Below are 22,071 nucleotides of genomic sequence, written 5' to 3'. Positions count from 1 at the left end.
ACGAGCGCCAGACTACTCTTCCCCCGCAGCACGTCAACCTATTTTCCGAACCCGTGGTACTGGGCAGCGGTGGTCCTCGTTTATTGCCGCACAACCGTGCTGCCGGTTGCCAGTTCCTCGATCCTTGCCAGGACGTCCGGGGATGTCAGGTTCTCTCCCAGCAGATTCGGTTTGCCGGCTCCGTGGTAGTCGGATGATCCGGTGATGAGCAGCCCATGCTCGGACGCCATGGTGCGAAGAAAGGCACGTCCTTCTTCAGGGTTGTCGCGGTGATCGACTTCCAGGCCCAGCAGTCCGGCGTCGATCATTTCCCGGTACGTCCGCTCCCCCACGATCCGTCCCCTCGCTGAAGCGACCGGGTGCGCGAAGACCGGCACGCCGCCAGCGGCACGGACAAGTTCGACGGCGGTGGCGGGGTCGGGTGCGTAGTGCTGCACGAAGTATCGCGAATGGGAGGTAAGGATGGACGTGAAGGCCTCGGAGCGGTCCGCGACCACGCCGGCAGCGACCAAGGCGTCCGCGATATGCGGGCGCCCTACTGTGGCACCAGGAGCTACATGGTGGATGACGTCGTCCCACGTCAAGGGGTAATCCTCGGACAGCAGGGTGACCATGCGCTCAGCGCGAGTAAGCCGGGCGTCCTTTGACTTGGTGATCTCTTCAAGAAGCCCGGGGTGGGAAGGATCATGCAGGTAGCTCAACAGGTGGACGCTGATTCCCTGCTCCGTCCGGCACGAGATCTCCATTCCCGGAACAAAAGTGACTCCATGTTCCTTAGCGGCGGCAGCAGCAAGCTCCCAGCCATCAGTGGAATCGTGGTCCGTCAACGCAATGACGTCCAGGCCTGCAGCTGCGGCCGAAATGATCACCCCGGCCGGGGTCTCGGTTCCGTCGGAAACATTCGAGTGCGTATGCAGGTCTATCCTCACTTTCCCAGCCTATGGGATGCGGACCGGCTTGGGGTGTTGCGCCGTTGGCCTCCTCACGAAACTGGTGGGACGATGTAACGGTGAATGATGCCGAAAACACCCCGTACGCGGAATCCACAGATTCCCAGCCCCTGCAAGAACGCGTCAACAACCGTTCGCAGCGGCCCACATCCGATGCCTTCAAGGCATTCATGGCCAGCAACTGGGCGCCCTCACCGCAGGTGAACCCCGCTCGTGACGCCGTCGCAGACCACGCTGCCCGCCGCCGTCGCGCAATTTCCGAACTGTTCAAGGGTGAACGGCTCGTTATCCCGGCCGGTCCGCTCAAGGTCCGCTCAAACGACTGCGACTACCGCTTCCGCCCGCACTCCGGATTCGCCCACCTCACGGGGTTGGGCCTGGACCACGAGCCGGATGCCGTTTTGATCCTGGAACCGGCCGGTGAAGGAAAGGGCGACGACGGCGGCCACCACACTGCCACCCTGTACTTCCGTCCCCTGGCTGGCCGCGATACCGAACAGTTCTACGCCGACTCCCGGGCCGGTGAATTCTGGATTGGCGCACGGCCCACACTGGCAGAATTCAAAGCCCGCCTGGGTCTGCCCACGGCGCACATTTCCGAACTTGAACTGGCCATCACGAAGAACGTGGGCGCGCCGGAAATCGGCGGCATCTCCATCCGTCTGGTCCGCAAGGTAGATGAGAACATCGATGCTTTGGTGGACACTGCCCGTTACAACACGGCCAAGGATCCTGAGAACCTTGATCTGGGCGAACTCGATGCTTTGGATGAAAAGCTCAGTGAAGCACTCTCCGAACTCCGCCTGATCAAGGACGAGTGGGAGATCGAGCAGATGAAGATCGCCGTTGCCGCCACCGTGGAAGGCTTCGCCGACGTCGTGCGGGCCCTCCCGCGTGCTTTGACGCACAAGCGCGGCGAACGCGTGGTTGAAGGCGCTTTCTTCGCCCGTGCCCGCGAGGAAGGCAACGAACTCGGCTACGACACCATTGCGGCTTCAGGCAACAACGCCACGGTGCTGCACTGGACCCGCAACTCGGGCCCCGTCAACGCTGGTGAACTCCTGCTACTTGACGCAGGCGTTGAGGCTGATTCGCTGTACACAGCGGATGTCACGCGGACCCTGCCGGCAAACGGCGCGTTCACCGAGGTGCAGCGCAAGGTCTACGAAGCTGTCCTGGACGCCGCCGATGCGGGGTTTGCCGCCGCACAGCCCGGCGTGAAATTCCGGGACATCCACACTGCAGCCACCACGGTGCTTGCCGAGCGCCTTGCTGAATGGGGTCTGCTGCCTGTCTCTGTCGAGGAAGCCATCAGCCCCGAAGGCCAGCAGCACCGCCGCTGGATGCCACACGGAACCAGCCATCACCTCGGCCTGGACGTCCACGACTGTGCCCAGGCCAAGCGTGAGCTTTACCTGGATGGAATCCTCACTGAGGGCATGGTCTTCACGATCGAGCCCGGCCTGTACTTCAAGAACGAAGACCTCGCCATTCCCGCCGAATACCGTGGCATCGGTGTCCGCATCGAGGACGACATCCTCATGACCGCGGATGGCCCCGTGAACCTGAGCGCGGCATTGCCACGCAAAGCCGACGACGTCGAGTCCTGGATGGCCGGCATCTACCAGGAAGCTGCGGGCTAGCCTCCAGCCAGGGGACCCGGTCCGGCAGACAACAGCACAGCCGACATCAGAACAAAAGGAAGGCCACCGGATGTATGCATCCGGTGGCCTTCCCTTTGTGCTTCTTATACGACTATTGCTTGTGGGAATCGCCGTCCCCGGGCCGCTGTTCCTCTTGCCGGTGTTCCTCGGGCCGGGGTGCATTCTGGCCCTCAGTGACCCGGACACCGTACTGGGGGCGGCCATCGGGCAGGTCCGGATAGCGCACGGGTGACGGCGTCGGGTTCTGTACTGGCTGTGCAGCAGGAGCCTGCACACCAGAGGCAGCGGATTCGGTGAGCTCCGGTCCGCGCTGGCCATAGGGATCGTTCCAGGTGGCAGGACGATCAGGGGCCTGGCCGGGCTGCTGGAAGGGCGCGTTTGGCTGACCGTAATTTTGTGCTTGCCCGGTGGCAGCCTGTGCGGAATTCATGGGCAATTGGTGGAGCAACCTGCGGGCTTCGTGGGCTGCCTCGATGGCAACAATGACATCGTAATTGGTGGCGACCACCTGGCTTGTGGACGTGAAGTCGCGCTTGCCGCGCTGGGTGGCGTACGTGGCGATGCCGAACAGCATGAAGAAAGCTGCACCCATAAGCACGGATGTGATGATGGAGAAGGTGCCGCCAGCGGGCGTGAAGAAGGAGAGCATGACGCCGACGAAGAGGCCGAACCACATGCCGCTCAAAGCACCGGACAAGGCAACGCGTGGGTAGCTCAGCCGCCCGGTGACCCGCTCCACCATCTTGAGGTCGTTGCCCACGATCGACACCAGGTGCACGGGGAACTGCTGGTCTGCGAGGTAGTCCACCGCCTTTTGGGCATCCAAATATGAGGTGTACGAGCCAACAGTGTCGCCTTGGGGTACGCTGCGGGACTCCTCAACGGCTTTAGGAGCACCAAAAATGTTTGACATAGCCCCATTGTGTCGCATGTAGATGTGAAGCGGCTGGAATTCAGCTAAAAGAGAGCAGACTCGGTAGCCTGTAAACATGAGCACACATCCCTCACGCGTCTTTGTCGCGCGTCTGCTCGGCTTGGACGTTTTCGACCCCCTGGGCGATCGTTTAGGCCGGTTGCGCGACGTCGTCGTGCTCTCCCGGGGGACCCGCGGCGCCCCGCATGTCGTAGGCATCGTGGTGGAAGTGCCCGGCAAGAAGCGGGTCTTCGTACCGATGACGCGAATCACCTCCATCGACCAGACCCAGATCATTTGCACGGGCTTGGTGAACCTGCGTCGTTTCGAACAACGGGGCGCTGAAACGCTGGTGGTAGCGGAAATGTTTGATCGCCGCGTCACCCTTGCCGATGGCAGCGATGCAACGATCGAGGACATCGCGATGGACCAGCACCGGTCCAAGGACTGGTTCGTCAGCAAACTCTTCGTCCGTCGCGGGCATTCCTTGTCCCCCCTGAGCAGGCTCCGCCGCAACGAAACCCTGATCATTGACTGGGCGGACGCGCAGACCGGCGGGCATAACGAACCCCAGGCCGCCACACAGTTCGTTGCCACGCACGAGGACCTCAAGCCTGCCGACTTCGCCGAAGCCCTGCAGGAGATGAGCGACAAGCGCCGCTTTGAAGTGGCAAGCGAACTTCAGGACGAACGATTGGCAGACGTCCTCCAGGAGCTTCCCGAGGACGACCAGGTGGAGATCCTGTCCGCCCTGGACGTGGAACGGGCCGCCGATGTCCTGGAAGAGATGGATCCCGACGACGCCGCCGACCTCCTCGCCGAACTCCCCTCCGCCCAAGCGGAAGAACTGTTGCAGCTCATGGAGCCCCAGGAAGCCGAAGATGTCCGGCGTCTCCTGGAGTACGACGAAGACACTGCAGGTGGCCTCATGACACCTGTGCCCGTCATCCTTCCTCCTGAAGCCACGGTCGCCGAAGCACTTGCCCATGTCCGCCGCGAGGAACTCTCCCCCGCGTTGGCGTCCTCCATCTTCATCACACGGCCTCCGCTGGAAACGCCCACCGGCCGCTTCCTGGGCGTTGTACATATACAACAACTCCTGCGCTTCCCTCCGCCGGAGCCGCTGGGAAACCTTGTTGACAAGAACCTTGAGCCGTTGTCGGACCAGGCGCACATCAGCGAAGTAGCCCGGACCCTGGCCACATACAACCTGAACTCCCTGCCCGTCGTCGACGACGACGGCCGCCTTGTGGGGGCGGTGACTGTTGATGACGTGTTGGATCACCTGTTGCCCGATGACTGGCGCGCTCACGAGGACGACGCCCCTATAAGGAAACTCGGAGGCCGCATTGGCTGATAACAACGCCCCCCGATCCCCCAGGTCCACTGGACGTACGAACAGTCCCGGCAGCCTGGACACGCCGCTGAGCGGGCGTCAACGCATACTGCCCAAGTTCTCCCCCAACCCTGACGCATTCGGCAATGCCACGGAGGGTTTTGCGCGCTTCATGGGTACGCCGCAGTTCCTCGTGTACATGACGGTCTTCTGTCTCTTCTGGCTGGCATGGAATACGTTTGCGCCCACGGAGTGGCAGTTCGACCGCGTGGAACTCGGCTTCACGCTCTTGACGCTCATGTTGTCGCTGCAGGCTTCATACGCGGCACCGCTCCTGCTGCTGGCCCAGAACCGTCAGGACGACCGGGACCGGGTGTCGCTGCAGCAGGACCGCCAGCGGGCCGAGCGGAACCTGTCAGACACTGAATACTTGACCCGTGAACTGGCTTCCCTGCGAATCGCACTCCGTGAAGTAGCCACCCGCGACTACGTCCGCGCCGAACTCCGCAGCCTGCTGGAAGACATCATCGATGCCCAGGAGGAACTGCGGGAGAGCGAAGCGGCAGCAGAGGGCAACGAGTCTTCGGCCGACAAGGTCAAAGAGAAGCTCAAGGAGAAACGGGACAAGTCGCGTGGACCACGCACGCAACAGATCCCCAAAGTACGCCCGCAACGTCCAGGGCCCCAGCACTCCAGCGCGAAGCCGGCCCCTACCGAAAATCCTGAAAGCCGAGCGTAACCCATGACCACCCCATCGGCCGAGGCACTTCACGCTGCCCTGGCAACCGTCATCGACCCCGAGTTGCGGCGTCCAATCACCGAACTTGGCATGGTGGAGTCGGTGTCAGCCACCGACGACGGCAACGTCCATGTAGCAGTACTGCTCACGATCGCCGGTTGCCCGCTCCGCGACACCATTACGGCGGATGCGACCACTGCGTTGTCAGGCATCGCAGGCGTCACCGGTGTTGACGTGGAGCTGAAGGTCATGACCCCCGCCCAGCGCGAGGCCCTGAAGGAACAACTGCGCGGTCCGGGTGGCCAGCGGGGCATCCCATTTGCCAAGCCTGGCTCCTTGACGAAGGTCTACGCAGTGGCCAGCGGAAAAGGCGGCGTAGGTAAGTCTTCCGTCACCGTCAACCTCGCCTGTGCCCTGGCCGCACAGGGCTTGCGGGTGGGTATCGTGGACGCTGACGTGCACGGCTTCTCCGTCCCGGGGCTCATGGGCATCACGCAGAAACCGACGCAGGTGGATGACATGATCCTGCCTCCTGTGGCCTACGGGGTGAAGGTCATATCCATTGGCATGTTCGTTGCGGGAAACCAGCCCGTGGCGTGGCGTGGTCCCATGCTGCACCGCGCTTTGGAGCAGTTCCTCACGGACGTCTACTTTGGTGACCTCGACGCCCTGTTCCTGGACCTGCCTCCCGGAACAGGCGATATCGCGATATCCGTGGCCCAGCTCCTCCCGAACGCCGAAATCCTCGTGGTAACAACCCCGCAGGCTGCCGCTGCGGACGTCGCCGAACGGGCCGGAACCATCGCAACCCAAACCGGCCAGAAGGTTGCCGGCGTCATCGAGAACATGTCCTTCCTGGAAATGCCCGACGGCGGTCGCATGGAATTGTTCGGAAGCGGCGGCGGTGCAGTCCTCGCTGAGCGTCTGAGTGTTGCTGTGGGCAGCGACGTGCCCCTGCTCGGCCAGATTCCCTTGGACATCCGCTTGCGTGAGGGCGGTGACGCCGGAAAGCCTGTAGTCCTTGCCGCGGGCGAAACTGCTGCTGCGAAGGCGTTGGAAGGCATTGCAGGGATGTTGGCAACGCGTCCGCGCGGATTGTCCGGCATGCCGCTGGGGATCCAGCCGCGCTGAGCCACCGCGTTTCGAAAGAGACCCGGAAAGTTTACGTAGCTTCGGTATCGAAAGGCGCGGCCTCGCCTTCGGCGAGCCGCTCAATGATGCGGGCCGGAGCCTTGGGCTTCGTGTCCACTGCTGCGGCTGCAACTGTCGCCGCAGCAGCCGGCGCGCCTGCGTTGACGGGCTTGGAATCATCGTCAAGCAACGCATCCTTGATGATGCGTCGCGGATCGTATTGGCGGGGATCGTACTTCTTCCAGTCGACCTCATCGATGTCGATGCCGACTTCTTCCTTGATCTGCTCGCGTGCCCCGGAGGCCATCCGGCGGACTTCCTTCACCAGGTTTGCGAGCTTTTGAGTGTATTCGGGCAAACGGCTGGGACCGATGACGAGTACGCCGATAATCAGAAGGAGTATGAACTCCGGGCCGTTGATTCCAAGCACGCTACGAAGATTACCTTGTCTGTGGTGCCGGTCATAAACCAGCGGGACGGAGCAGTGTCCGGAGGCCGCGGATCATCCGTTCGGACCACGTCTCGGAGGCTTGCGGAGCTTTGTTGCTGACCATGGAGTCCCCTGCACGAACCAACTCGGGAACGGCGTCGTCGGCTACATCAGCCGGGAGGTCCGACGAGTAGCTGAGGACTGCTGCGGAGGTCCGGTATACAGCCTCCCACGGCGTCCCCTGCGTGAGGGAGAGTTGCGCCGATGCCGGGCGTCCAGTGACGGCGATGTCCGAACCCTGCAGGTGCTCTTCCAGGACAGTGGCGTAATGGCCGTTGCTTTCAAGCCGGAGTTCCACTGCCGGGTGACCGTTATGCATGGTGGCCTTGGCGGCTACGACGTGGAAGCCCATACCGCCAAGTTCAGGACAGGCCCATCCCTGGTCCCGCAGGGCATCCAACTGTTCGGAACTCAAATTCACGGGCCCGGTGGGGCGGAAGTCCGGCGTCGCGACGGATTCCGACGTCATCATCAGCTCCGCGGGGCCGCCGGTAAATGCACTGGAAAGGGATGAAGCGCCGTTGCCTGCACCGATGGCTGCTTTCGGCGCGGTATCTCCTGCCACCGCATATGCGGCAAGGCCCAGCGCACCTGCACTTGCCGTGAGAGTGCCCGCGGCCACGCCGGCGATTCGAAGGGCCCGCCATGCACCACGCCTGGTCCGTGGATTTGCGACCGGCGCGGCCTGCTCATCCGCGAGTCGTTGTGTGTGCTGGAGCAAACGCGCGGTCAGGTCCTGGCTGGCTTCGGGCACCGCTGCTCCGCGGAGCCGTTCAAGATACTGCCGCTCCCTGTTCAGGGCAGCACGGCACTCCGGGCAATGCCGAAGGTGCTCCGGGTTCCGGGTGTGGCGCAGGGTAGCCAGTTTGTAACGTGCAGCCAGTTTGCGACGTGACAGGGCACCCGGACGGATGTGGCGTCGAGGCATCGACTACCTAAAGAATGCTGGCGATGCGAGGCATCTTCAGGCGGGGCTTACGGGCCTCAGCCGGACGGGGGTCACGGTGGGCGAGCTTCTCCCGCAGCATGGTGCGGCCACGGTGGATACGGGACCTGACGGTGCCCAGCTTCACGCCCAGCGCCTCCGCCACCTCGTCATAGGACAATCCTTCAAGATCGCACAGAACAACGGCAGCCCTGAAATCCGGTGGCAGTTCTTCCAACGCACGCTGGACATCAAGGTCCAGGTTGTTGTGTTCGAAGCTCTGCTCGGGGCCTGGCTCACGGCCGGGCAGGCGTGACTCGGCGTCCTCGGCGAGGGCGTCAAAGCGGATCCGGCTCTTACGACGTGCCTGGTCCAGGAAAAGGTTGGTGGTGATCCGGTGCAGCCACCCGTCCAGGGTGCCCGGCTTGAAGTTTTCCAGCGAACGGAAAACCCTGACAAACACCTCCTGGGTGAGGTCCTCGGCGTCGAACTTATTTCCGGTCAGGCGGTAGGCAAGGCGGTACACCTTGGCGGAGTGGTTGGCGACCACGTCCTCCCAGCTGGGCGCAACCCAGTCCGTAACGGCCTCAAGGCTCTCCGATGTCTGGACTGGCGCAGCATGCGATGCCGGCATCGTCCACTCCCCTCAAACTGTGGTTCACCGGACTCCTCCGGTGCCGCCCACCACGTGGATGACCGGATCAATATCATCCCAAGTTTGTCTGGGAATTTCCTGACTAAGGCACATTTTCCACGCAAGGCGAAATCCTGCCGCAGACACAATCCCGGGACGGGTGCGAACAGGGGGTTTGGATCACCGGACACAGTAGGCTGGTACAGACACCCCTACGCGCGGAAAGCGAACCCTTCATGAGTGCCGACAAGTCAACCAGCTGGTCCTATGCAGAAGATCTGCCTGCTGAAGATGACGTGTTGTTGCGCGCCCGGGAGAGGTCCTTCGAGCTGGGAGTCAAGCCCATCAGCCCCGGCGTTGGCGCGGTGTTGACAGTCCTTGCCGCGGCTTCAAAGGCACAGACAGTAGTTGAGGTTGGTTCGGGCGCGGGGGTCTCAGGCGTTTGCCTGTTGCGGGGCCTGGGTCCACAAGCCGTCCTGACCACCATCGACGTCGATGTCGAACACCTCAAGGCCGCCCGCGAAGCCTTCCTGGAGTCGGGCAGCCCCGCCAACCGTACCCGGACCATCTCAGGAAGGGCCGCCGACGTCCTCCCACGCCTCACGGACTCCGCCTATGACCTTGTTTTCATCGACGCCGACAAGCCGAACTTTCCCCGCTACGTTGAACAGGCTGTCCGGTTGCTCAAGACCGGTGGCACCCTGGTGATCAACGACGCCTTGGATAAGGACCGCGTCTCAAATCCGGCAGCCCGCGACGCCACCACTGTGGTTCTTCGGCAAGTTGGCAAATCCATTCGCGACGACGACCGCCTGGCCTCTGCGATGCTTCCCACCGGCGACGGACTTCTGGTGGCTGTCAAAAAATAGGCAATTGCCATTTAGCGGACATTCTTAAAGAACGGCCCCCAAGAAACACGCTGCTGCTTAAACAAAAGCAGGGCTCCGGCTCCCGCCGGGCCCTGGTCTTTTGAATCCAGCCTGCCTATGAATCTATTCGGTAACACCTACGAGGCATTCCTTGAGGTTCTCCGCCTCCGCGGCATTGAGCTCGACTACAAGCCGTCCTCCGCCTTCGAGCGGCACACGCATGATCAGGCTGCGTCCCTCTTTGGTTACTTCCATAGGGCCGTCGCCAGTACGTGGTTTCATAGCCGCCATTAGGAAAATCCCCTCCATTTGTCCCAAGTCACGCCCAACCCGGCCGGGCTGGATCCGCTTCGCAATTGCAGCCGGCGGCACCGCTTGGGAGGCCGCCTTGGCCGGGCACTTTTAGGTGCTTTTGTCCTTGCTCGTATTCCATTATCCCGTACTTACTGCTCCGTAGCGAATCAATGGACTAATTACCCCCACACGGAACAAACACACTTCCCGACAGCGGGCGGTCCGGTTATGGCGGATAGTCTCCGCCTCCAGGCAATGGCGCCCAGGCCCAAAGCCAAACCACCCAGACGATCTGGAGGAGGACAAACATGACGACGACGGTTCCCCTGTATGCCTTGGACCTGGACAGCAGCGCCGCACCGAGGGCAAGCGGGAAAAGAGGAAGCAACATCCGGAAAGTACTGGTCTGGGGATGCAGGAATACCAGCAAGTAACCCATGTAGCAGGCGCACCAAAGGCGCATTTCCGTTCCCAGTGCGCGAACAGGCTTTGAAATCATCAGCAGCACGAACAAGGCGACGAAAACGAAGGGCGCCAACACGCCAAGAACCGGACCGAACAGCATCCGTCCGGTATCGAACCACGGCTTGAAAGGCACCAGGTCGTGTCCTCGCCAGGCAGTTTCCGTCCGCGTATAGGCGCTGGGGTCCCCCGTAACTGCCCAGGCTATGGCCGGCCAGGCCAGGGCTCCGAGTCCCGTTGCCAGCACCAGGGTGCCCAGGGACAGGAGTTCCGGCGCGGACGAAGCCATTGCCCGGGGCTGGTCACCATTTTCTGATGGCCTGAAGCGCTGCCAGAGCCGCCAAACCAGGAGGAGGCCCAGCATGGCAGCGAAGGGGACTCCCGTGGGCCTGGACAAACACGTCAACAGCACTACAGGTATGGCTGCCACGTAGCGTCGCCGGACCACCAGAAGCAATGAGCCGGACAGCAGCAGGAGGTTCAGGGATTCTGCGTAGGGCACCTGGAGAATTGGGGACACCGGGAATGTGGACACGAAGATGACGCCCCACATCGCAGTGCGCCGGCTGGCTGCTTCCCTGAATAGTTTGAAGATCACCAAGGCAGCACCGAGGCCCGCAACCATGGCTATGGCAGTGAGGGCCTGAAGAGTCCCGAGTCCCGTAATGGCGGAGAGTCCCCGTCCAAGAAACGGGAACAGGGCATAAAAGGCCCAGGCGTTCTCCTTGACTACCCCGTTGGCATCCACCGGGAGCACGGAGGGGTAGCCGTTGTCCGCTGCCTGGGAATACCAGCGCCCATCCCAGATAGTGATGAAGTTCCAGTAGTCGGGGGCGGGCGGGAACCAAGGATTCACTCCCTGATGAACGGCAGCCGCCATAAAGATGCAGGCACTGACCACCCGGGCCACCACAAAAACCAACGAAACCTGCAGCCACCACGGCCACTGTGCCATCCGGGCTCCCGCGGCGGAGATACCGCGCGACAGGCGGGCAGTAGGTCCTTCCCCGCCAAAACGGATACGTGGAGTTGTACTCACGGCGTGGTCCGCTGGGCGCCGCCATCCTCAAGCTTTGATTGGACCAACGCGCTGAGTCTCTCGATCTCACGGTCCTTGGCCACCAGTTGGTCCCGTAGCTCATCAAGGACCTGGTCCACCTGGTCCATGCGGTAACCGCGCAGCCCCAGTGCAAAGCGCACGGCGTCGATGTCTGTGGCTGCAGCCTTCTCCGGGAGCAGCACCGGAGGCAAGTTGGGCACCGGGTCATCCAGGCCCGCTCCGACGGAGCCGCCACGGATGATGGCGGCCCCAAAATACAATGCGGCACCAATGAGGACAATCGCGACAAACACCAGGAAAAAGCTCACAGCCACCATCGTGCCAGAAACAGCCGCCTACTCCGGGCGCTGGTTTCCATTGGTGGTGGCCGGAAGCGGAGCACCGTGCAAGACTCGGTGGACGGCATCGGCAGGGTCATCCACCAGTTGGATCAGGTCCAGGTCCTTTTCGGACACCATCCCTTCAGCAACCAAAGTGTCCCGGATCCACTCAATCATTGGACCCCAGAAGCGGACACCCAGCAGCACGATCGGGAACGATGTCACCTTTCGTGTCTGTACCAGGACCATTGCCTCGAACAGCTCGTCCAGGGTTCCAAGTCCGCCGGGCAAGACGACGAAGCCCTGGGCGTATTTCACGAACATGGTCTTGCGGGCGAAGAAGTACCGGAAGTTGATGCCCAGGTCCACCCACTGGTTCAAGCCCTGCTCGAACGGCAACTCAATGCCCAGCCCGACGGATACGCCGTTGCCCTCAACAGCACCCTTGTTGGCGGCTTCCATGGAGCCCGGACCGCCGCCGGTGATCACTGCGACCCCGGCTTCGGCGAGCTTGCGTCCTACATCCACTGCCATCTCGTAGTACTCGGTTCCCGGTTTGGTACGGGCAGAACCGAAAACACTGACCGCCGGACCAATATCGGCCAAGGCCCCAAAGCCCTCAACGAATTCGCTCTGAATCCTCAGGACGCGCCAGGGATCGGTGTGGATGAATTGCCCGGCACCGCTCGTGTCCAGCAAATGCTGATCGGACATTCCCGTGTCTGCCTGTTTGCGTCGCAGTTCCAAAGGACCCTTGTGCTTGGCCGGTGGAATCTCCGAAGGCAGGGGCACATGGACGCCCGCGACGTGGCCATTCGCGTCGGGGCCGGGAATCGGGTGCTGGCTAATGCTCATTGCCCAAGGCTAGCGCGGATGAATGCAAGCGAAGACGCTACGACGCGGTTCTTGCATTGCAGTCTGGTATATCGCTGGAGGGCAGGTTTCTGTTCAGTCACGATCTGGAGGAACTTGCCGTGACCGTGGTCATAATTGTGTCTTTGTTCGCTAGATTCGTCCTATGACTACTCAAGTGTCCGGCGATGCGCTCGTCTCCCTGAACAGCGTCAACAAACACTACGGTCAATTGCACGTTCTCAAAGACATCAACCTCCAGGTTCGGAAGGGTGAAGTCGTCGTGGTCATCGGGCCATCCGGCTCCGGAAAGTCCACGTTGTGCCGTGCCATCAACCGTTTGGAAACGATCGACGACGGCGACATCGCGATCGACGGGAAGAAGCTCCCGGAAGAAGGCAAGGAACTCGCCCACCTGCGTGCAGACGTGGGGATGGTCTTTCAGTCCTTCAACCTGTTCGCCCACAAGACGATCCTTGAGAACGTCACGCTGGGACCGATCAAGGTGAAGGGCGTCGCCAAGGGCACGGCGGAAAGGGAGGCCATGGCCCTCCTGGAACGTGTCGGCGTCGGCCACCAGGCTCCCAAGCTCCCCGCGCAGCTCTCCGGTGGCCAGCAACAGCGTGTGGCCATTGCCCGCGCACTTGCCATGAAGCCCAAGGTGATGTTGTTCGACGAGCCAACCTCGGCTCTGGACCCCGAAATGATCAATGAGGTCCTGGACGTCATGATCCAGTTGGCAAAGGAAGGCATGACCATGATCGTGGTTACCCACGAGATGGGCTTTGCCCGCAAGGCAGCCGACCGCGTCGTGTTCATGGCCGATGGCCAGATCGTGGAAGATTCAACACCCGAGGAATTCTTCACCAATCCGCAGAGCAACCGCGCCAAGGACTTCCTGTCCAAGCTTCTGACCCACTAGCTCCCTGCTGACCCGCATCCAGGCCCGCACGGACCGCACCCAGGCCGTACGACGGCCAACCAATGAAAGGAATGTCATGAAGAAGGCTTTTATTACCCGGAGGAAATCTCTCCTGGTGGCCGCTTCGGCTGCACTGGCCCTCTCGCTGAGCGCCTGTGGTGGAGGCAGTGGCACCACCACTCCGCCTGTTGCCTCGGCGAGCTTCGAGGCCGGTACCACGATGGCGAAGTTGAACCAGGCCAAGAAGATCACCATTGGTACCAAGTTTGACCAGCCGCTGTTCGGCCAGAAGGGCCTTGACGGCAAGCCTGTCGGCTTCGACGTCGAAATCGGCAAGGCCATCGCCGCCAAGCTCGGCATTGAACCTGACAAGATCGAATGGGTTGAAACTGTTTCCGCCAACCGTGAACCGTTCATCGAGCAGGGCCGCGTTGACATCGTCATTGCCACCTACACGATCAACGATGCTCGCAAGCAGAAGGTCGCCTTCGCGGGTCCGTACTACGAAGCCGGCCAGGCTTTGTTGGTGAACAAGGACGACAACTCCATCACCAAGCCCGAAGACGTGAAGGGCAAGAAGGTCTGCTCTGTTACGGGTTCCACGCCAGCCAAGACCATCGTTGAAAAGTACGGCGCCGAACTGGTTCCGGCCGCCAACTACACCGCTTGCCTGGAGCCGTTGCGCAACAAGCAGGTTGTCGCCGTCACCACGGACAACGTGATCCTCGCCGGTTACGTTGACAAGGAACCGGACGCCTTCAAGCTCGCTTCGGACCAAACCTTCACAAAAGAGCCTTACGGCATCGGCCTGAAGAAGGACGACACGGTCTTCCGCAACTGGATCAATGACCAGTTGGAGGAATTCGCCAAGGACGGCACCTACAAGAAGGCTTGGGAAGCAACAGCAGGAAAGGTCATCAAGACCGCTCCTGAGCTGCCCAAGATCGACCGTTACTAGTCGGAAGCCGGTGGCTGCCGCCCTCCCCTCGGGGGAAGGGCGGCAGCCACCGACCTTGAGGACTCCCTACCTTTCCGCAGCAGCCGAAGGAAGCCAATGGACGCCATCTTCGAAAGCCTCCCCCAATATTGGGACGGATTTCTCCGAACCCTGTTTCTAGCCGTCGTGTCCGGCGTGATCGCGCTGGCAGCAGGTACTCTGCTCGCCGCAATGCGTGTCTCGCCCGTGGCAGCCTTACGGGGCTTCAGCACGTTTTATGTTGAAGTCGCCAGAAACACCCCACTCACAATTATTTTCTTTTTCTCCGCAATCGTGCTTCCCCGGCTTGGCGTCAAGTTTGAACAATTTGAAGTGGCCGCCATCATCGCGTTGAGCAGTTACACCGCAGCATTTGTTGCTGAAGCTGTGCGATCCGGCGTCAACAGCGTCCCGGTCGGACAGGCCGAGGCAGCCCGCAGCATTGGCATGACGTTCACGCAGGTTTTGGGCCTGGTGGTCCTGCCCCAGGCCGTTCGCACCGTTGTACCCCCGTTGATCAACATCATGATTGCGCTGGTCAAGAACTCATCCGTGGCGGGTGCCTTCTTTGTCCTGGAGCTCTTCGGCTACGGCCTGCAGTTGTCAAACAGCCATGGTGACGCAGTCATGTGGATCTTGATCGGTGTGGCATTCTTCTACCTGCTGATCACAGTGCCCCTGGGCTTGTTGGCCCACTTCGTCGAGAAAAAGGTGGCGATTGCCCGATGACTTCGGTTCTCTATGACGTACCAGGCCCCAAGGCCCGCCGCGTTTCCCTCATTGGTTCAGTTGTCGGGTCCATCATCATTGCCGGTGGCGTGGTGGGAGCCATTGTCATCCTGTCTTCGCAGGGCATATTCAACGCCTCCCGTTGGGAAGTCTTTGTTAACGAGTCTGCAAAGGACGTATGGACGCAGCTCGGCTACGGCGTCCTTGCCACCCTGCAGGCAGCCGGCATTGCAGCCGTCATTGCCTTCCCCCTCGGAGTCGCACTGTGTTTGCTCCGTATCTCGCTGATCTCGTGGATCCGGGTGCCCACGCAGGTGGTCCTTGAGTTCCTCCGCGGTATGCCAGTGGTGCTCATGATCCTCTTCGTGCTGCTGGTGTTCGCCACCAGCCCCTTCATAGCAGTTGTCAGCGGCCTGGTCCTCTACAACGCGGCGATCTTTGCCGAAATTCTGAGGGCAGGCATACAGTCACTTCCCAAGGGACAACGCGAGGCAGGTTTGGCCATTGGCCTGCGCAGCTTCCAGTCCAGGATGAGCATCGAGTTCCCCCAGGCAATCCGCCGCATGCTCCCCTCACTCATTGCACAGTTGGTCGTCCTCCTCAAGGACACCTCGCTTGGCTACATCGTGGCCTACGAGGAACTGCTGCGTAAGGTGAAGCTGATCTCGGACCTGGAACCCAGCCTGCTGTTCTCCGCCTTCTTCGTTGGCGCCGCGATCTACATCCTGATCAACCTGTCAGTTTCCCGACTTGCGATCTGGATCGAAAGGCGTGGCTCCAAGAAGGCCGCAGGAGGTATGGCTTCGGCCATCAAGACCGTTGACCTTGAGGTAAACGTCCCGGGATCTGAAGCGAAGTAGAACCGGGAACATTCCGTTAGTCATGAAAAGAAGGTCCGCAGCCGTTCATTCGGCTGCGGACCTTCTTTTTATGTGCTTGCAGAGTGCATTTGGACCTTAGCGAACCAGCCACGACCGGAGAACACGAAGGCATTCCCGGACGGCACCGGCGTCGACGTGTTCATTGTCCTTGTGCGCCAGCAACGGATCCCCGGGTCCGAAGTTCACGGCCGGGATGCCCAGCTCACTGAAACGCGCGACGTCGGTCCAACCGTATTTGGGCTTTGGTTCCGCGCCGACTGCGGCCACGAAAGACGCAGCTGCAGGGTGGTTCAGTCCGGGCCGGGCGCCGGCAGCAGCGTCCGTACGGACGACGTCGAATCCCTCCAGGAGCTCCCGCACGTGGGCCTCAGCCTGGTCCGGCGTCTTGTCCGGAGCGAAGCGGTAGTTGATCTCTACGACGCAGCGGTCCGGGATGACGTTGCCTGCCGTGCCGCCATTGATCCTGACCGCATTGAGGCTCTCCCGATAGTCGAGGCCGTCCACGTTGATGGTCCGCGGCTCATAGGCTGCGAGGCGGGCGAGGATTGGTGCAGCAGCGTGGATGGCGTTGCTTCCCATCCACGCACGGGCGGAGTGGGCCGCTTCGCCGATGGTGGTCGCTTCGAATCGGCTGGTTCCGTTGCAGCCCCCTTCAACTGTGCCGTGTGTGGGCTCGAGGAGAATGGCGAAGTCCCCCAGGAGCAGGTCGCCATGGTTGCGGCCCAGCCTGCCCAGGCCACTCTTGACTGCCTCCACTTCCTCGTGGTCGTAGAAGACAAAGGTGACATCCTTGTCCGGCTCCTTGCCGTCGTCGAACAGGGTCGCCGCGAGTGCGAGCTGCACGGCAACGCCGCCCTTCATGTCGGTAGTCCCGCGGCCATAAAGCACACCCTCCCCGGGGATGCCCGACTCCCACGTCGCCGGAACGGTGCCCAATGAGCCTTCCACTGTGGGCAGTGGCACGGTGTCCAAATGTCCAGCGAGGATGACGCGCTCGGAGCGGCCAAGTTCGGTTCGGGCAATGATGGCGTCGCCGTCGCGCACCACGGTGTATTCGGGGATGGCGCGCAGGCCGGCCTCGACGAGATCGGCGAGCGTAGTCTCGTTGCCGGAGACACTGTTGATATCGATGAGCGCGGCGGTCAGCAAGGCGACGTCCTGGCGCAGGTCCAGCAGGGCGGGGGCAGGGTTAAGGGTCACCACTCCACCTTAACGCTCCGGGCCGCTGTGTTTCGGGCAACAAATGCGACCTACCCCGGGGTGAGACGGGTTTCAGCCGTGCCATGGGCGGTCGATACACTGGGGCCATGACTGAAACTGCTTCCTCTGCTGTGCCCGCAAACCACCGATCAGCCTACGGATTCGGCCTCGCCACCATCGCAACCTCGCCTTCCGGGGAAGCAACCGTGCTGGATGTCTGGTACCCGGCGCCTGCCCTGGGTGTAGCCGCTGAAACCCTTCGCGACGTCGAGAATGCCGATCCCGCACTCACCGCCCTGGCCGACGACGGCAAAGACGCCGATCGCGGTACCGAGCAAAAAGTGGTCTTCGCCCAGATCGACCTCGACGCCGCGCCGGCCGACACCGCCGATGCTTACCTGCGTCTTCACCTCCTTTCGCACCGCTTGGTCAAGCCCAACAGCATCAATCTGGATGGCGTCTTCGGCAAGCTCCCCAACGTCGTATGGACCAACTTCGGTCCAGCCGCCGTCGAAGGTTTTGAAATGACGCGTGCGCGCCTGCGTAAGCGCGGCAACGTCGTGGTTTACGGCGTTGACAAGTTCCCGCGCATGGTTGACTACGTGGTCCCCACAGGCGTGCGGATCGCCGACGCTGACCGCGTCCGTTTGGGTGCGCACCTCGCTGAGGGCACCACTGTGATGCATGAAGGCTTCGTGAATTTCAACGCCGGAACCCTCGGCACGTCCATGGTGGAAGGCCGCATCTCCGCTGGAGTGGTGGCCGGTGACGGCACGGACGTCGGTGGCGGCGCCTCCATCATGGGTACGCTCTCCGGCGGAGGCAAGGAAAAGATTGCCTTGGGCGAGCGCGTTCTGCTTGGTGCAAACTCCGGCGTCGGCATCAGCATCGGCGACGATTCCGTGGTGGAAGCCGGCCTCTACGTCACCGCCGGCACCCGCGTCCGTGTGCCTGGTCCCAAGGATGAGAACGGCGAAGATACCAGCAAGATCATCAAGGCCGTCGAGCTTTCCGGTGTTCCCAACCTGCTGTTCCGCCGCAACTCCACAACCGGTGGCGTGGAAGTCCTGCCCCGCAAGGGCCAGACCGTGGAGTTGAACGAGGCACTCCACGCCAACTAGCAGAAGACAAGCAATGCGCCGGTTCCGCCGCGCCATTGTTGCGGTGCTTGCGCTGGCCCTCGCGGCCGGTGCTATCTACGCGATAGTTGCCATACTGCAGCGCTCCGAGACCCTGGTCTCGGAGCGCTGCCTCGCCGTCATGGGTTCCGAAAGCTACGAGTTGGCTACCGACCAGGCGGCCAACGCCTCGCTCATCACGGCTATCTCCGTACAGCGCGGACTTCCACCAAGGGCTGCAAGCATCGCCCTGGCCACCGCGATGCAGGAATCCAAGCTACGGAACATCAATTATGGTGACGATGCAGGACCTGATTCCCGGGGGTTGTTCCAGCAGAGGCCATCGCAAGGCTGGGGAACCGAGGCACAGGTCTTGGACCCCGTCTATGCGACAAACGCCTTCTATAACGGCCTCATCAAAATTCCCGGTTACGAGACCATGGAAATTACCCAGGCAGCCCAGCAGGTCCAGCGCTCCGCGTTCCCCCGGGCCTACGCCCAGCACGAGAACATGGGGCGCGCCTTCGCTTCCGCCCTCACCGGTCATTCCGAATCCGCGCTGACCTGTGAACTCCGGATGCCTGAAGCAGCTGGTGACCCTGCCGCCGTCGTGGAAGAACTGACGACGGCGTTCGGCCCCCAGCGCGCCACAGTCCAGGGCCGCTCGGTGCAACTGGATATCACCGGTACGCAAGCGTGGGCAGTTGCCCATTGGGCAGTGGCCAATGCCAAGTCCCTCTCCATCACGCAAGTGGATGTTGGCGGCCAGACGTGGAACAGGGAAAAACGCAGCGGGTGGATTGCTTCGGCGGCACCGTCTGAGTCAGTGACCATCACGGTCTCGGCACCCACTACCTAACTGGTACATAGGGGGTGCAAAGCCGTTACCTAGGCCAGTATCTCCACCACAGGCTGGACATAACTGCGGAAGACATCGGGCTCGGACAGCAGCTTGTGGCTCATGATCATGGTGCTGGGCTCCAAGTACCAGGCACGGGGTTCGTTGAGCGGCAACTCGATGATGGTGAGATCAAAGTCCCGCGAACTACGCCCGACTTCCAAAAGCCGGTCCTCCACCATCTCGTCCAGGACTCCCGTGACCCCGTTGGCTTCACGCTCCGCCTCGATCTTGGCGTATTCATCGATCCTGTCCGTTGCCCATCCCAAAGCTGAGCCAAAGTGTGCCTGCAGGACACGCTGGAGGGCAGGCGAATTGCCGAAGGCCTTGAAACTGGGTGGCGCGAGCTCAAGTGCGGGGTCGGGATAGGTCTTCACGAGCTTTTCCCACCAGGCCTCCCACTCGGTTTTCAGGGCGTTGATTCCGCCCACATCCGAGGTGAGGTGACTATGGTCGGCATGGCGGACCTTGGGAGCAGCGTGCGACAGCAACGGCTTTCCGGCACCGTCGAGTCCAGCTACATCGCGCAAGTACAGGGCGATGAGCATCGGCCCGGACGTGTCCATGGTGATGCGCCATCCCGGGCCGCCTGACTCATGCATCCGAATTCCTCCCTTGGCAGGTTCCCGACATGTCCCAGTCTATTCCCGTTGGCTTGCTACGGTAACGGTGCGGGACGCACTGCTTGCCGGGCGGCACATTGGTCCTCCTGCGGACATCCGCGGGACGCCGGGACAGTCAATGGCGTGGCTGGACTGCCTATGGCGTGGCCGGTCAGTCTATTGCGTGGCCGGCGCCGGAGCGAAAGCCGCGAGATGAGCCGTGAGGACGTCACTGCACATCTCGGCCGTCATCCATTCCGGCTGGAGCAGGGCGTGCATGCAAAGGCCGTCCATGGTGGCCAGGAGCCGCTCAGCCTCTGTGACGAGGCTTTGCCGGGCTGCGGCCTCGCCGGGGCTCAGCAGCATGATGAGGCGTCCCACAATGGCAGCGACTGCGCGGTGGCTACGTTCGGCCTCGGCAGCCAGGGCGGGTTTGATTCGCGCAGCGTGGCGGAAGGCCATCCAAACGCAGGCGTCCATAGCGAGCTCTTCGTCCAAGGGAAGGAACTGACCCAAGAGGTTCAACACCGCGGCGTGCTGCCCGGCGCTGCCCGGGCTTTCGCTTTCAACGGCAAGAAAAGCTGACTCCAGCCGGGCGCTGATGCGGTCGATGACGGAGGCAAAGGAGAACGCGAGTAGCTCGTCGCTGCTGGCAAAATAGTGCCGCACTGAGCCGACGGCCAGCCCGGCTTCGTCAGCTACTTCACGAAGGGATGCCCGCTCCAAACCGTCGCTTGCGATGATCCTGAAGACAGCTTGGACAACTTCCTGGCGCCGGACTTCGGCATCAACAATTTTGGGCACCAGTATTTTTTAGCACGAACGTGCTTCAACACCGCTCAACACTGAGCGGCGTGGCTCCGATTTCCGATAGCGTAGACACCATGAAAATTCTTGTCACGGGTGGCACCGGCTACATCGGTTCACACACCGTTCTGTCCCTTCAGGAAGCCGGCCATGACGTCGTCGTGCTCGATAACCTTGTGAACTCCAGCGAAGAGTCCCTGCGCCGGGTTTCCGAGCTCACTGGCAAGACAGCGGCCTTCCACAAGGTCGACCTGGTGGACGAGCCCGCCGTCGAGGCCGTGTTCGACCAGCACCAGATCGACGCCGTGATCCATTTCGCAGGACTCAAAGCCGTGGGCGAATCCGTTCAGGAGCCATTGGCGTACTACTACAACAACATCGTGGGGACCCTGAACCTGCTCCGGGCCATGGACAAGCACAACGTCCGTTCCATCGTGTTCAGCTCCTCCGCAACCGTCTATGGCGAGCACAATCCCATCCCCTACATCGAGAAGATGGAAATCGGGGCCAACAACCCGTACGGCCGCACCAAGGAACAGATCGAGGACATCCTCTCGGACCTGGGCAATGCGGACGACCGCTGGCATATCGCACTGCTGCGCTACTTCAACCCGGTTGGCGCGCACCCGTCCGGACGCATCGGCGAGGACCCCCAGGGCATCCCCAACAACCTTGTCCCCTTCATCGCCCAGGTTGCCGTGGGACGCCGCGAGAAGCTGATGGTTTTCGGTGGCGACTATGACACCCCCGATGGAACAGCCCAGCGCGACTACATCCACGTCGTGGATCTCGCTGAAGGCCACGTAGCGGCACTGAACTTCATCGCTGACCGGGCGGGAGTCCGCCGCTGGAACCTTGGCTCGGGTCGCGGTTCGTCCGTTCTGGAGGTCCTGCGTTCCTTCGAGAAGGCCGTAGGCCGGCCGATTCCATACGAGATCACCGACCGCCGCGCCGGCGATCTCCCCGCCTTCTGGGCTGATGCTTCTTCCGCCCTCGCAGACCTCGGATGGTCCACCACGAAGACGGTGGACCAGATGTGCGAGGACCACTGGCGCTGGCAGAAGAACAACCCCTACGGGTACAACCCTTCCTAATAGCAACGCGGGGTCACTTAGGGCCCATTTCGGCCTGCTTTATGGGCCCTAAGTGACCCCGCGTTGCTTTATCACAGGCGGAACCAACGACGGCGGGCGCCCCCCCCCCGCCGGGGGGGGGGGGGCCGGCGCGGGGTGTTGTGGGGTGTAGCGCCGCAAAAAAAGAGCGGGGGGGGGGGGGCGGCCGCGCCCCGGAGTGAGGGCG

General features: G+C 62.0%; 24 protein-coding genes. 12 read left to right on the top strand and 12 right to left on the bottom strand.

Going from position 1 to position 22,071, the window contains the following annotated elements; all coding sequences use genetic code 11:
- Window positions 1-80 precede the first annotated feature (80 nt).
- Complete coding sequence (locus tag J2Y41_RS12375; RefSeq protein WP_309928693.1) at window positions 81-929, bottom strand: PHP domain-containing protein; 849 nt, start codon at window positions 927-929, stop codon at window positions 81-83.
- An 80-nt stretch (window positions 930-1,009) separates the two neighbouring features.
- Between J2Y41_RS12375 and J2Y41_RS12370 the strand changes: the two genes are divergently transcribed.
- A complete protein-coding gene (locus J2Y41_RS12370) occupies window positions 1,010-2,593 on the top strand; it encodes an aminopeptidase P family protein (protein ID WP_224088191.1) in 1,584 nt (527 codons plus the stop codon).
- Window positions 2,594-2,705: 112 nt separating this feature from the next.
- Here J2Y41_RS12370 and J2Y41_RS12365 read toward each other — a convergent pair whose 3' ends face one another.
- Entirely contained in the window at window positions 2,706-3,527 is an 822-nt protein-coding gene (locus J2Y41_RS12365) for a general stress protein (protein ID WP_309928691.1), read from the bottom strand.
- A 76-nt stretch (window positions 3,528-3,603) separates the two neighbouring features.
- Between J2Y41_RS12365 and J2Y41_RS12360 the strand changes: the two genes are divergently transcribed.
- From J2Y41_RS12360 to J2Y41_RS12350, 3 genes are read left to right on the top strand one after another with little or no spacing between them, the layout of a single operon-like run.
- Window positions 3,604-4,884, top strand: a complete 1,281-nt coding sequence (locus J2Y41_RS12360) for a magnesium transporter MgtE N-terminal domain-containing protein (RefSeq protein ID WP_224164857.1) — start codon at window positions 3,604-3,606, stop codon at window positions 4,882-4,884.
- Window positions 4,877-5,602, top strand: a complete 726-nt coding sequence (locus tag J2Y41_RS12355; protein WP_224088193.1) for a DUF1003 domain-containing protein — start codon at window positions 4,877-4,879, stop codon at window positions 5,600-5,602. The genes J2Y41_RS12360 and J2Y41_RS12355 overlap by 8 nt, the downstream gene beginning before the upstream one ends.
- Window positions 5,603-5,605: 3 nt before the next feature.
- A complete protein-coding gene (locus J2Y41_RS12350; RefSeq protein ID WP_309928688.1) occupies window positions 5,606-6,733 on the top strand; it encodes an Mrp/NBP35 family ATP-binding protein in 1,128 nt (375 codons plus the stop codon).
- A 31-nt stretch (window positions 6,734-6,764) separates the two neighbouring features.
- On the opposite strand, the gene J2Y41_RS12345 is transcribed toward J2Y41_RS12350, so the two are convergent.
- The 3 genes from J2Y41_RS12345 to sigE are packed head-to-tail and all read right to left on the bottom strand — an operon-like array spanning window position 6,765 to window position 8,782.
- Window positions 6,765-7,163 carry a Sec-independent protein translocase TatB gene (locus J2Y41_RS12345; protein ID WP_224088194.1) on the bottom strand — a complete coding sequence of 133 codons (399 nt, stop codon included), beginning with the start codon at window positions 7,161-7,163 and terminating at the stop codon, window positions 6,765-6,767.
- 31 nt (window positions 7,164-7,194) lie between these two features.
- Window positions 7,195-8,151, bottom strand: a complete 957-nt coding sequence (locus J2Y41_RS12340; protein WP_309928686.1) for a hypothetical protein — start codon at window positions 8,149-8,151, stop codon at window positions 7,195-7,197.
- 7 nt (window positions 8,152-8,158) lie between these two features.
- On the bottom strand, window positions 8,159-8,782 hold the full coding sequence (sigE, locus tag J2Y41_RS12335; protein ID WP_309928685.1) for an RNA polymerase sigma factor SigE: 624 nt from the start codon (window positions 8,780-8,782) through the stop codon (window positions 8,159-8,161).
- Between the two features lie 236 nt (window positions 8,783-9,018).
- On the opposite strand from sigE, the gene J2Y41_RS12330 reads away from it, so the two are divergent.
- Complete coding sequence (locus J2Y41_RS12330; RefSeq protein ID WP_224088197.1) at window positions 9,019-9,651, top strand: O-methyltransferase; 633 nt, start codon at window positions 9,019-9,021, stop codon at window positions 9,649-9,651.
- 123 nt (window positions 9,652-9,774) lie between these two features.
- Here the strand turns inward: J2Y41_RS12330 and J2Y41_RS12325 are convergent, their stop codons facing one another.
- From J2Y41_RS12325 to J2Y41_RS12310, 4 genes are all read right to left on the bottom strand, one after another.
- Window positions 9,775-9,942 carry a DUF3117 domain-containing protein gene (locus J2Y41_RS12325; protein WP_064721643.1) on the bottom strand — a complete coding sequence of 56 codons (168 nt, stop codon included), beginning with the start codon at window positions 9,940-9,942 and terminating at the stop codon, window positions 9,775-9,777.
- Between the two features lie 229 nt (window positions 9,943-10,171).
- A complete protein-coding gene (locus J2Y41_RS12320; RefSeq protein WP_309929124.1) occupies window positions 10,172-11,362 on the bottom strand; it encodes a hypothetical protein in 1,191 nt (396 codons plus the stop codon).
- 80 nt (window positions 11,363-11,442) lie between these two features.
- Window positions 11,443-11,784 carry a DivIVA domain-containing protein gene (locus J2Y41_RS12315; RefSeq protein ID WP_309928683.1) on the bottom strand — a complete coding sequence of 114 codons (342 nt, stop codon included), beginning with the start codon at window positions 11,782-11,784 and terminating at the stop codon, window positions 11,443-11,445.
- 18 nt (window positions 11,785-11,802) lie between these two features.
- Window positions 11,803-12,642 carry a TIGR00730 family Rossman fold protein gene (locus tag J2Y41_RS12310; protein WP_309928682.1) on the bottom strand — a complete coding sequence of 280 codons (840 nt, stop codon included), beginning with the start codon at window positions 12,640-12,642 and terminating at the stop codon, window positions 11,803-11,805.
- A 163-nt stretch (window positions 12,643-12,805) separates the two neighbouring features.
- Between J2Y41_RS12310 and J2Y41_RS12305 the strand changes: the two genes are divergently transcribed.
- The 4 genes from J2Y41_RS12305 (at window position 12,806) to J2Y41_RS12290 (ending at window position 16,126) form a co-directional block, all read left to right on the top strand.
- Window positions 12,806-13,561 (top strand): amino acid ABC transporter ATP-binding protein, encoded by a 756-nt coding sequence (locus tag J2Y41_RS12305; protein WP_216924118.1) that lies wholly within the window; start codon window positions 12,806-12,808, stop codon window positions 13,559-13,561.
- A gap of 76 nt (window positions 13,562-13,637) precedes the next feature.
- Window positions 13,638-14,519, top strand: a complete 882-nt coding sequence (locus tag J2Y41_RS12300) for a glutamate ABC transporter substrate-binding protein (RefSeq protein WP_224164861.1) — start codon at window positions 13,638-13,640, stop codon at window positions 14,517-14,519.
- 96 nt (window positions 14,520-14,615) lie between these two features.
- Complete coding sequence (locus J2Y41_RS12295; protein ID WP_223933760.1) at window positions 14,616-15,266, top strand: amino acid ABC transporter permease; 651 nt, start codon at window positions 14,616-14,618, stop codon at window positions 15,264-15,266.
- Complete coding sequence (locus J2Y41_RS12290; RefSeq protein WP_224164863.1) at window positions 15,263-16,126, top strand: amino acid ABC transporter permease; 864 nt, start codon at window positions 15,263-15,265, stop codon at window positions 16,124-16,126. Before J2Y41_RS12295 ends, J2Y41_RS12290 begins: the two co-directional genes overlap by 4 nt.
- A gap of 96 nt (window positions 16,127-16,222) precedes the next feature.
- Here J2Y41_RS12290 and dapE read toward each other — a convergent pair whose 3' ends face one another.
- Window positions 16,223-17,347 (bottom strand): succinyl-diaminopimelate desuccinylase, encoded by a 1,125-nt coding sequence (gene dapE / locus J2Y41_RS12285; RefSeq protein ID WP_309928681.1) that lies wholly within the window; start codon window positions 17,345-17,347, stop codon window positions 16,223-16,225.
- A 107-nt stretch (window positions 17,348-17,454) separates the two neighbouring features.
- On the opposite strand from dapE, the gene dapD reads away from it, so the two are divergent.
- Both dapD and J2Y41_RS12275 read left to right on the top strand, forming a co-directional pair.
- Window positions 17,455-18,468, top strand: a complete 1,014-nt coding sequence (dapD, locus tag J2Y41_RS12280; protein ID WP_224088202.1) for a 2,3,4,5-tetrahydropyridine-2,6-dicarboxylate N-succinyltransferase — start codon at window positions 17,455-17,457, stop codon at window positions 18,466-18,468.
- A gap of 13 nt (window positions 18,469-18,481) precedes the next feature.
- Window positions 18,482-19,324, top strand: coding sequence for a hypothetical protein (locus J2Y41_RS12275; protein ID WP_309928680.1), 843 nt, complete (start codon window positions 18,482-18,484; stop codon window positions 19,322-19,324).
- 29 nt (window positions 19,325-19,353) lie between these two features.
- Here the strand turns inward: J2Y41_RS12275 and J2Y41_RS12270 are convergent, their stop codons facing one another.
- Window positions 19,354-19,965 (bottom strand): hypothetical protein, encoded by a 612-nt coding sequence (locus J2Y41_RS12270; RefSeq protein ID WP_309928679.1) that lies wholly within the window; start codon window positions 19,963-19,965, stop codon window positions 19,354-19,356.
- A 177-nt stretch (window positions 19,966-20,142) separates the two neighbouring features.
- Window positions 20,143-20,769, bottom strand: a complete 627-nt coding sequence (locus tag J2Y41_RS12265; RefSeq protein ID WP_309928678.1) for a TetR family transcriptional regulator C-terminal domain-containing protein — start codon at window positions 20,767-20,769, stop codon at window positions 20,143-20,145.
- An 80-nt stretch (window positions 20,770-20,849) separates the two neighbouring features.
- Between J2Y41_RS12265 and galE the strand changes: the two genes are divergently transcribed.
- On the top strand, window positions 20,850-21,866 hold the full coding sequence (galE, locus tag J2Y41_RS12260) for a UDP-glucose 4-epimerase GalE (protein WP_309928677.1): 1,017 nt from the start codon (window positions 20,850-20,852) through the stop codon (window positions 21,864-21,866).
- The last annotated feature ends 205 nt before the right edge of the window (window positions 21,867-22,071 follow it).

The sequence above is a fragment of the Arthrobacter sp. 1088 genome (genome assembly GCF_031455315.1).
In the GTDB taxonomy this organism is placed as follows: domain Bacteria; phylum Actinomycetota; class Actinomycetes; order Actinomycetales; family Micrococcaceae; genus Arthrobacter.
This window is presented reverse-complemented; position numbering and strand designations above follow the sequence as displayed.

Bases quoted from the DNA above. Each gene is read 5' to 3' on its own strand.
- J2Y41_RS12365 (WP_309928691.1), bottom strand. From the start codon at position 3,527: ATGTCAAACATTTTTGGTGCTCCTAAAGCCGTTGAGGAGTCCCGCAGC.
- J2Y41_RS12360 (WP_224164857.1), top strand. From the start codon at position 3,604: ATGAGCACACATCCCTCACGCGTCTTTGTCGCGCGTCTGCTCGGCTTG.
- J2Y41_RS12350 (WP_309928688.1), top strand. From the start codon at position 5,606: ATGACCACCCCATCGGCCGAGGCACTTCACGCTGCCCTGGCAACCGTC.
- J2Y41_RS12340 (WP_309928686.1), bottom strand. From the start codon at position 8,151: ATGCCTCGACGCCACATCCGTCCGGGTGCCCTGTCACGTCGCAAACTG.
- sigE (WP_309928685.1), bottom strand. From the start codon at position 8,782: ATGCCGGCATCGCATGCTGCGCCAGTCCAGACATCGGAGAGCCTTGAG.
- J2Y41_RS12330 (WP_224088197.1), top strand. From the start codon at position 9,019: ATGAGTGCCGACAAGTCAACCAGCTGGTCCTATGCAGAAGATCTGCCT.
- J2Y41_RS12325 (WP_064721643.1), bottom strand. From the start codon at position 9,942: ATGGCGGCTATGAAACCACGTACTGGCGACGGCCCTATGGAAGTAACC.
- J2Y41_RS12320 (WP_309929124.1), bottom strand. From the start codon at position 11,362: ATGGCACAGTGGCCGTGGTGGCTGCAGGTTTCGTTGGTTTTTGTGGTG.
- J2Y41_RS12315 (WP_309928683.1), bottom strand. From the start codon at position 11,784: ATGGTGGCTGTGAGCTTTTTCCTGGTGTTTGTCGCGATTGTCCTCATT.
- J2Y41_RS12310 (WP_309928682.1), bottom strand. From the start codon at position 12,642: ATGAGCATTAGCCAGCACCCGATTCCCGGCCCCGACGCGAATGGCCAC.
- J2Y41_RS12305 (WP_216924118.1), top strand. From the start codon at position 12,806: ATGACTACTCAAGTGTCCGGCGATGCGCTCGTCTCCCTGAACAGCGTC.
- J2Y41_RS12300 (WP_224164861.1), top strand. From the start codon at position 13,638: ATGAAGAAGGCTTTTATTACCCGGAGGAAATCTCTCCTGGTGGCCGCT.
- J2Y41_RS12295 (WP_223933760.1), top strand. From the start codon at position 14,616: ATGGACGCCATCTTCGAAAGCCTCCCCCAATATTGGGACGGATTTCTC.
- J2Y41_RS12290 (WP_224164863.1), top strand. From the start codon at position 15,263: ATGACTTCGGTTCTCTATGACGTACCAGGCCCCAAGGCCCGCCGCGTT.
- dapD (WP_224088202.1), top strand. From the start codon at position 17,455: ATGACTGAAACTGCTTCCTCTGCTGTGCCCGCAAACCACCGATCAGCC.
- J2Y41_RS12275 (WP_309928680.1), top strand. From the start codon at position 18,482: ATGCGCCGGTTCCGCCGCGCCATTGTTGCGGTGCTTGCGCTGGCCCTC.
- J2Y41_RS12270 (WP_309928679.1), bottom strand. From the start codon at position 19,965: ATGCATGAGTCAGGCGGCCCGGGATGGCGCATCACCATGGACACGTCC.
- galE (WP_309928677.1), top strand. From the start codon at position 20,850: ATGAAAATTCTTGTCACGGGTGGCACCGGCTACATCGGTTCACACACC.